Raw genomic sequence first — 9893 nt, 5'->3', positions numbered from 1 at the left:
TTGCTCAAAAGCTGTATCAAGTTTCATTACAAATCCATCCGTATCATTATTGCAAATTCCATAGCCCGCAACAATATAACCCTTATCAAATGCAGTATCAATACTAAATATTTTTGTGTCATCGTTCAGGTTGTAATCATAGGTGTTTAACAATCTACCTACACTGTCTTCTATTAAATACAATTTAGGATTTATATCATCTGTTACATCATTTGCGGCAATTATGTAATTACCACCATAGTCATTAATTATTTTATAAGCTTCTATGTCATAATTAGTTGCTCCGTATAAATTGTTCCACGAAGAATCATCCGCTCCAATTTTTATTACCCTTATTTTTGCATCTCCGCTACCAATTGGTGTGCTATTTCGCAATATTATAAAATTATCATTACCATTGTTTACAACCGAGTAGCCTATTTCGTTATAACTATCTCTCCCGTATTGAAAAGTCCAAACAGTATCTCCTGTTGTATCAATTCTCATTGCAAAAATTTCTTTTCTTGTATCTCCTGTTCGTACAGGCGGGTCGGTATAAACCTTCCGTATAACCAACAAGCACCCAACCGTTTGTTGAGTGTGGAGCTATGGCGTAAGCAACTTCATTCATGTTAAAATAATAATTAGTATCCCAAAGCATTTCCCAAGTGAATCAATATACCAAAATGCAATATCTTTATCGCCTTGGCTAAGTTCCACAAAACCAGTCATTGCTTTATTTCCCATGTTGTCAATATAAAGATCATAAGCACACTCATTCAAAGAATTGTCCTACTTTAGGAAAGAATGGGTTTTGAGAAAAAGCAACGCTGGAAATTAATAAAAAAGACAGTAAAAAATATTTTATTTTTTTCATAATCCATTAAATTTATAAGTTATTAATATTTGTTGCAAAGTTTAATGAAATTTTTTTGATAAACCTAATTTTTGTTTTTTCTTTAAATCCGTAAGGTGCATGCTTTGTTTGTTGAAGAGGATACCAATAAGGGGAAGGGGAGTTTGCAATTGAATTTGTTTGCTACTAATGTTGTCAACAAGAGTGGAAATCAATATGTTTTGAATAAATAAAACTTCTAAGGAATAATATATTCAATATAAGTTGCTCCATAACCACCAAATATTCCTAAACCTCCATCTACATTTGAAGTAATTTCAACAGGGCTCATAAATGGACCACCTGAAAATTGTCCTGCAGAATATGTGTTCCAAAAATCAAAATGTATTTTGTCTATGGTGCAAAATTTAATTATTACAGTATCTCCTCTTTTGAAAAATCCATAATCCCTTGGATTAAATTCCTTGTATTTACTTTCACCACGAATAAATGTCCATGTTACATTTTGTCCATTTAAAAGCTCATCATCAGTAACAGAATAAAAACGATTTGGATAAAAGGGTTCATCATTTCTTTTAGTAAAATATCTGTAATAATTACTTTCATTTGGTGGGTCTTGGTATTTTGCTTTTAACATAAATAGGCTATCCATCATTGGATTTGGATGTGGTTCAACCCAAATGGAATCAAAACTAATTTTTGGGGGAATAGTTGTTTTAGCTTCAATAATTTTATTACCAGACTTGACATTTAAAGTATATTCTTTTCCAACTTCGCCCATCATAGCAATAGTGGTATAAAAAACCAATTTAGAATTTTCAATATTTTCTACCGAAAGTTGAAATTCATCTAATAAAAACCTTGCAATGGAATCGGGAAGGTCGCTAATATTAACTTCCATCAAATCAACTGTTTTTGTTCCATTAAAAATTGAAATTTCGGCACCGCTTACAAAAATATCACTTATTTCGTTTGTAAAATCCTGAGAAAAATAGGGGATAGTATGAGTAAGTAAAATGTAGGGTGGAGCTTCCGGCTCAATATATCCTTCTACTACAATTTTTTGCTCTCCTATTGGCATGTCTAACGTAATCTCTTCTTCACAAGACATAAGAGTAATTAAAACTATGGAAAACAAAAACCATATATGTTTTTTATTATAAATATTCATAATTATTAAAAATTAAAATTCCATGCTATTGAAGGAATTATTGGAAATAATGATACTTTGTAAGCTTTGTTTGAAAAGTCTCCTTCACCGAGAATACCTTCATTTGTGAAATAAATGAAATACACATTTTTGTGATTATACACGTTATAAATAGAGAAAATCCACTCACTCGAAAATTTCTTTTCTTTTTTATTTTTTAATCTTGCTGAAATATCTAACCTGTGATATGGTTCAATTCTGTAGCTATTTCGTGGCATATAATCGTTAGCAATGCTATTATCAATCATATAAAAATTAATTGGTAAAGTTGTGGCAATTCCGGTTCCGTAAATAAAAGTTGTTCCTATGGAAAATCTATCTGTAAATTTATGACTTACAACTATTGAAAGGTCGTGAGTACGGTCAAATTTTGCAGGAAAATCTTTAGTAATCAAATCTTCAAAATGACGTGTTGTTTTGGAAAGTGTGTATCCAATCCACCCTGTTGTTTTTCCAAATACTTTATTAATGAATAATTCCATACCGTAAGATTCGCCTGTACCAAAAACAAAATCCCATTCAAGTTCACGTCCCATTGTTTCAATGTAGCCGTCTTTGTACTCAATTTGATTATTCATTTTTTTATAATAAAGTTCAATAGATGTTTCAACTTTATTGTCAAAGAAATTTCTGAAATATCCTATTGAATACTGATCTCCCGATTGAGGTTTTACCATTTTTGTACTTGGCACCCAAACATCTGTTGGTAAAGTAGAATTTGCATTTGAAACTAAATGAATGTATTGTTTTGTATGCATAAATGAAACTTTTACAGACGATTTTTTATTAATTGTAAATCTTGCATTTATTCTTGGTTCAAGTCCAAAGTAGCTTGTGTTTTCATCTTCTCCGGTAAAATAATTTGTATCTATTGCATTGCCATCTTCATCAGTAATTAGCTGAGAATAAGGAGGGACGATTGTGAATGTAGAAAATCTTAATCCTGCATTTATTTTTAATCTATCGGAAACATCATATTGATCAAGAAAATAAATTGCAGATTCATGAGCATATTTCTTTTTAATGTCTTCAGTATTAAATTCAATGTCATCACCTATGGATGCACTACTTGAGCTTGGTGTAAATGTATGATATGTATAATTTAATCCGAATTTTATTTTATGAGCTATAGCAGGATAATAACCAAAATCCATTTTGTAATTTATATCCTTTATTCCTGAATACATAAGCATTTTTAACTTATCACTTTCCATATTGAATTTAAAATTGTAATCATTATAAATTATTGAAGTATTCAAAAATAATTTCTCGTTAAAAAGATGATTCCATCTTAAGGTTGTGGTTGTGTTTCCCCATGGTATTGAAATTACAAAAGCTGAATTGGGACTTGTAAAACTAAATACATCACGACCAAAATACCCACTTAAAAATATTCTGTCTTTATCACTAAATCTGTAACTTAACTTTGTATTTAAATCAAAAAAATGATAAGCATTACTTTTAAACTTTTCTTTAACAAAAGGTTTTATCAAAACATCAAGGTAAGTCCTGCGACCCGATAACATAAAAGAACTTTTATTTTTTAATAAAGGTCCTTCAACTGTTAATCGTGAAGAAATAACTCCTATTCCTCCATCAAAATGATAGCTTTTATCATTGCCGTTTTTCATGGCAACATCAACTACCGATGAAAGTCTTCCACCGTAATTTGCAGGCATTCCCCCCTTTATTAAAGTTGTATTTTTTATCGCATCAGCATTAAAAACTGAAAAAAATCCGAAAAGATGACCTGTGTTATAAACAACTGCTTCATCAAGTAAAATAAGATTTTGATCAGATCCACCGCCTCTTACATAAAATCCCGAATTACCTTCTCCTGCGGATTGTACGCCAGGTAATAATTGAATGGTTTTTAAAATATCAACTTCACCAAGCAAAGCAGGAATATTTTTTACAGTTGCTGTTTGAAGTTCTATTTTTCCAATATCAGTACTTTTTATATTTACATCAGTTCTTTCAGCAATTATTTCAACTTCTTCCGCTTGAATTGCTGATGACCTGAGGTTAATATTTTTATGAAAATCATTTTTTAATTCAACTTCAATTTTTTTTGAAATATATCCCATGTATGAATATAGCAATATATATTTCCCTTTTTGTAAAGAGATAGAATAATATCCATAACTATTGGTTACTGTTCCTTTTTCTAAATTTTTAATGTAAACAGTAGCACCAATCAGTTCTTCTCCCGATGAAAGATCCCTTATGTATCCATGAATTGTAAATTTATTTTGTTTTTTTTGAGCAAATGATTTGATTGGATAAAATACAATAACTTGTAAAAAAGCTATTATCAATAAGTGCTTAAATATTTTTATCAAAAGAATAAAATTTAATAATGTAAAACAAAAGATTATTTTAAAAAATTGAATATTTCTATTTCGCAAAAACCTTGCAACTTTGAGCTTTTAAACTTTTAATTTTTTTTAGGATTTACGCCTGTTATTATTCTTTGCTTTCAATCATTTTTAAAGATTCAATGAATTTCTTGAAACCAAAATTGTGCTTTGATGAAGAAACTATATCCTGTCTTCGTTTCCATTTTCTTAAAACATTTTCATAAACGGCTTGACGTTTTTCTTTCTGCTTTTTAGGTGGAATTACATTTAAATTTCTTCTTCTCAATTCTGTATTGAGAGTTGATAAGCAATTGCGAATATCTTTTTTATGATTGTTTGTGTAATAGATTGGAAGAAGCCAACATTCAATCGAGTGAATGCAAATTGCGAAAATGATTTTGTTGCTATATTCAGTCTCTATCTCTGGATTTATAATTCCTCTAATTTTTGAAACAATATCTTCAAATAATTCTTCGCTGGTTTTCAACACTGAACCTTGCTTGGTATGAGTTACACCAAAATTGGGGTTTTGAGATTCATCCGTATCAATTTGTATTATCAAATAATCACTTTCAATTAGTGCAGATTTAATGTCGTCTGTTCTTTCACAAAACTTTAAAATCTCAAGCCAACCACCAACTGATTCTTGGGTGTCGTTAAAAATTTGTGGCTGAACTTGTCTGAAGAAAATCTCCTTACCTTTAAAATAATTTTGAACTAAATGTTTGACTATCCAGTGTTCCGATTTACCTTCTGTGGCTAAAGCAATTCTTGTCATGAGTAAAATTTAAAAGTTTTCTGGAAGCCCACCAATAAACCCTTTAGTCCAAATATCTGATAACCTCATTGTGCGTTTATCATTGTATTTGATTCGTTCAATGCGTGTATGTCCTTCATTATTTCTACTTACTACAAACAAACGCTGATTGTCGTCTTTTAAATTTAAGCCGTCAAGTATTGCAGGATTTTGAGTAGTTATAATGACTTGCTTTTTATTTTTCGTGGTTAACGAAGCAAGATTTTTCGTCAATTGCATACAAAGTTTTGGATTTAAAGAAGTGTCAATATTATCAATCGCAAAAAAAGTCGGTGTTGTCTTTGAAATAAAAAGAGTGGAAAAAAACAGCAAGAATAAAAATCCCTCATTAGTGCTTCTTTGATCAAAATATTGAAGTTTAGGATAAAGGTATTTGTCTTTAATTCTTAGGGCAAATTCATTCTTCATCAGGTTCTCTGGCAATTCAAAACCTTCATACCAGTCAAGTAGCATAAGATTCTTTTTTATTTCATTTAAAGTCTTTATCTTTTTCTTATCAAAAGCCAGCTCTTTTAAATATTGAAAAAGCCCTTCACCTTTTATTCCAAGAGGATACATTTGAGCTGTCTCCTCAAATTTCCTTAAGCTACTTTGCTCTGGTGAATAAATAATGTAATTTGAAATCTCGGAATTTGAAAAAATACTTTCAAGTATTGTTGGAAAAAGTATTCTAAGCAAATCTTTGTAGTCGGTATCTTTTCGTAAAGGTTTTAAAAACTCAGTAATAGAAGAAATCTCTTCTTTCCCCTCACTGAATTCTGATAAAACCTTATCTCTTTTCTTTTCATCTTCTTCAATATAAATGGCGTGAAAGATTTTCTCTATTTCTTTTAGTGCTATTTGCTTTTTCCGGTTATTCCACTTTTTGGGGTTGTTTAGATCGTTTAATAAATCGAAGAAGTATTTTTGTTCTTTTGTTTTAAAGTTAATAGTTATTGGTTTCTTTTTCTTGCCATTGCTGAAAGCAGAATACATGAATTCAGGATTTGTAACTCTGATTCCTCTACTTCCTAAAAACTCATAGTCCAACTTGTCAGCACTTGCAGCAGCACCGAAAGCAATCGCCTCCAAAATATTGGATTTACCACAACCGTTTTCACCAACGAGAACATTGAATGTTCCTAAGTCCAGTGAGAGGTCAACCACCGACTTGAAGTTTTTTATTTCAATATTTTGTATCATTCTGTTTAAATTTGTTTAAAATCATTTGCAAATGTAATAATTTTTTTTAGCTTGTGCTGTTTGTTATTTCAATAATCTGCTTTCTTAAACATGTTTTTCAATACTTTTGCAAACCTTATTTTATCTATTATAAAAATTATTATAAATGAATTTGAGTCAAATAAAAAAATATCTTAAAAATTTATTTTATAAAATTATAAAAAAAGAGCCACATTTTAAAAAAACTTATATCAGTAACGCTTCGGAAGTATTGAAAAATATTGATGAAAATAAAGCAATGAAATTGATAATTGGTGGTGAGTTTGAAGCAATTGGAAAGCTTGAATACTATTTATTACTTTCAGAGGGCTTGAAAAAAAATCATGTTATTGTTGATGTCGGTTGTGGAAGCGGTAGATTAGCATTGCAATTAGTTGATTTTTTGGAAGGGAAATTTATTGGGATTGATATTGTCCCAAAGTTAGTGAATTACGCAAGAAAAAGCTGTAACAGACCCGACTGGGTTTTTAAAACAGCAGCAGGCTTAACTATTCCTGCTAAAGATGAATCTGTTGATTTTATTTCTTTCTTTTCAGTATTTACACATTTAACTCATGAAGAAATATATAAGTATTTAATTGATTCCAAAAGAGTTTTGAAAGTAGATGGGAAAATTATTTTTTCATTTCTGGAATTTTCTATGCCATCGCATTGGTCGTTTTTCGAAAATTATGTTAATGACCCAAACCCAAATAAAGTTTTAAACCATCTAATTAGTCGGGATGCAATTAAAGCAATGTCTGAACATCTGGATTTAAAAATAGAAAGTATTATTGATGGAACAGAATTACATATACCACTTCCTGAACCGGTGAAATTTGAAAACGGTCATGTATTTAAAGATTTCGGAGCATTAGGTCAGTCAGTTTGTGTTTTAACAAAATTGCAACTTTCATCAGAATCTAACACTGAAGATTCTGCAAAAACGAACTCATAAAACTCGCAGAGGATTTTAATTTAAGGGGGCTTCTATTTATTCCTTCGCATCAAGATTGTCAGAGTTTTTCAGAGACAATTTAAATTTTTGAAACAAATCGGGATAATGTAATAAAATTTAATGATGGAGTTTATTCTTAGTTTTATGAAATCCAAAATTTATTTATCTTTGCACTTAAAATTTTTTGATTATTAAAACACATTAAACGTCAATTTTATCATGGCTGAAAATTATAGCGAACAAGAACTACGAAGAAGAGAAGAATTAGAAGAAATAAAAAAACTCGGGATTAATCCTTATCCTCCTGAAACTTATGAAATTTCAACAACAGCTCAAGAAATAAAAAACAATTATAAAGAAAACGAAACGGGATTTGAAAATGTAAGTCTTGCAGGAAGAATAATGAGTCGCAGGATTATGGGTAAAGCATCATTTGCAGAGCTTAAAGATTCTTCAGGCAAAATTCAACTTTATGTAAATCGTGATAAAATTTGCCCCGGAGAAGATAAAACACTTTACAATAAAGTATTTAAAAAATTACTTGATATAGGTGATATTATTGGTGTCAAAGGTGAAGTTTTTGTAACAAAAGTGGGAGAAATAACTGTTAAAGTTAATGAATTAACACTTTTATCAAAATCAATAAAACCATTACCGATAGTTAAAGAAAAAGAAGATTCTGTTTTTGATGCTTTTACCGACCCTGAGCAACGATACAGACAAAGATATGTTGACTTGATTGTAAATTCAAACACAAGAAAAATCTTTGAAACACGTGCTAAAATAATACAGTATATTCGTGATTTCTTAAACAACAAAGGATATCTTGAAGTAGAAACACCTATACTCCAACCGATTTACGGAGGTGCTGCTGCAAAACCATTTAAAACACATCACAACACTCTTGACCAAACATTGTATCTTAGAATTGCAAATGAACTTTACCTCAAAAAACTTATAGTTGGTGGAATAGATGGAGTTTATGAATTTGCTAAAGATTTTAGGAATGAAGGAATGGATAGATTCCACAATCCTGAATTTACTCAAATAGAACTCTATGTTGCTTACAAAGATTATATTTGGATGATGGATCTTTATGAAGAGATAATAGAAGGGCTTGTAAAACAGCTTTTTGGAACTACAAAAATAACTTATGGCGGTAAAGAAGTTGACTTTAAACGACCATGGAAAAGAATATCAATGTTTGAGATAATTGAGGAATTTACTAAAATTGATATTTCGGAAATGGATGAGGAACAACTTTTTAAAACAGCAAAAGAACTAAATGTTCCTATTGATAAAACAATGGGTAAAGGGAAAATAATTGATGAGATTTTTGGCGAAAAATGTGAACCTAATCTTATAAATCCTACATTTATAATTGACTATCCGATTGAGATGTCTCCATTGGCAAAAAAACACAGAAGTAAAGACGGACTTGTTGAAAGATTTGAATGTGTTGTAATAGGTAAAGAAATTTGCAATGCATTTTCGGAACTTAACGACCCTATTGACCAAAGAGCAAGATTTGAAAAACAACTTGAACTTGGTAAAAGAGGTGATGAGGAAGCAATGGTGCTGGATGAAGATTTCTTAAAATCTATTGAATACGGAATGCCTCCAACAGCAGGAATTGGAATTGGTATTGACAGGCTAACAATGATGCTTACGGACTCACATTCAATACAGGAAGTTATTTTGTTTCCGCAAATGAGGTTGAAGGAAGAGTAGGGGAGTTGGGTAGTCAAAGACAGTCGTCAGTCAACAGTTCGCAGTCAAATTCCAAATAAACAAAAAGAAGTACTTAAAACTAAAAGCTAAAAACTAAAAACTAAAAGGTTATGTGTTACGGATAAACAAATTACCAGTCGGCAGTCTCCAGTCAGCAGTCAAAAACAGTCAACAGTTCGCAGTCAAATTCCAAATAAACAGATAAACAAATCACCAAATAAACAATTCCTACAACAACAACAACCCATAAAATCGTCATTGTGAGGGAGTATTCTGACAAAAACAATGTGATAATTTTACTACAATTATTAGTTGTCAGAATACGACCGCGACAATCTCGGGCTTTTTAGCAGAGGTAGTCAAAAACAGTCCTCAGTCAGCAGTCTCCAGCCAGCAGTCAAATTCCAAATAAACAAAAAGAAGTACTTAGAGTACTTAAAGTGCCTAAAGTACTTAAAGTTATGTGTTACGAAAAAACAGATAACTAAATCCTCCTTGCTAAAGCTACGGAGGAGAATCTAAACAAATAAACAATTCTTTCATCAGATTGCTTCAGTCATTCTTCCTTCGCAATGACGGTATGGTGGAGCTTTCAATTAAAGAAGTCGGCAGTCTTCAGTCAACAGTCAAATTATGAATAAACAAATCATCAAATAAACAAATCAACAGATAAACAAATAAACAATTCCCACAACAACAACCCATAAAATCGTCATTGTGAGGGAGGTACGACCGCGACAATCTCAGGCTTTTTAGCAGAGGTAGTCAAAAACAGTCCTCAG

The 9893-nt window shown here is 30.8% G+C and carries 7 protein-coding genes; 2 read left to right on the top strand and 5 right to left on the bottom strand.

Annotation, left to right across the window (positions count from 1 at the left end; translation table 11 throughout):
* From U9R42_10905 to U9R42_10885, 5 genes are all read right to left on the bottom strand, one after another.
* A partial coding sequence (locus tag U9R42_10905; GenBank protein ID MEA3496534.1) for a hypothetical protein occupies window positions 1–558 on the bottom strand: 558 nt, incomplete at its 3' end.
* Window positions 559–1073: 515 nt separating this feature from the next.
* Window positions 1074–2006 (bottom strand): DUF4249 domain-containing protein, encoded by a 933-nt coding sequence (locus U9R42_10900; GenBank protein ID MEA3496533.1) that lies wholly within the window; start codon window positions 2004–2006, stop codon window positions 1074–1076.
* Window positions 2007–2011: 5 nt separating this feature from the next.
* Window positions 2012–4387, bottom strand: a complete 2376-nt coding sequence (locus U9R42_10895) for a TonB-dependent receptor (protein MEA3496532.1) — start codon at window positions 4385–4387, stop codon at window positions 2012–2014.
* A 124-nt stretch (window positions 4388–4511) separates the two neighbouring features.
* The gene (locus U9R42_10890; GenBank protein MEA3496531.1) at window positions 4512–5183 is read right to left on the bottom strand and encodes a hypothetical protein; all 672 of its coding nucleotides are present in this window, start codon (window positions 5181–5183) and stop codon (window positions 4512–4514) included.
* A 9-nt stretch (window positions 5184–5192) separates the two neighbouring features.
* Entirely contained in the window at window positions 5193–6404 is a 1212-nt protein-coding gene (locus tag U9R42_10885; protein MEA3496530.1) for an AAA family ATPase, read from the bottom strand.
* Window positions 6405–6549: 145 nt separating this feature from the next.
* Here U9R42_10885 and U9R42_10880 point away from each other — a divergent pair, with 145 nt between their 5' ends.
* Entirely contained in the window at window positions 6550–7380 is an 831-nt protein-coding gene (locus U9R42_10880; protein MEA3496529.1) for a class I SAM-dependent methyltransferase, read from the top strand.
* A gap of 219 nt (window positions 7381–7599) precedes the next feature.
* Window positions 7600–9111 carry a lysine--tRNA ligase gene (lysS, locus tag U9R42_10875; protein MEA3496528.1) on the top strand — a complete coding sequence of 504 codons (1512 nt, stop codon included), beginning with the start codon at window positions 7600–7602 and terminating at the stop codon, window positions 9109–9111.
* The last annotated feature ends 782 nt before the right edge of the window (window positions 9112–9893 follow it).

Source organism: Bacteroidota bacterium, from assembly GCA_034723125.1.
In the GTDB taxonomy this organism is placed as follows: Bacteria; Bacteroidota; Bacteroidia; order CAILMK01; family JAAYUY01; genus JAYEOP01.
Note: the sequence above shows the minus strand (reverse complement) of the source record. Positions and strands in the feature narration are given on the sequence as shown.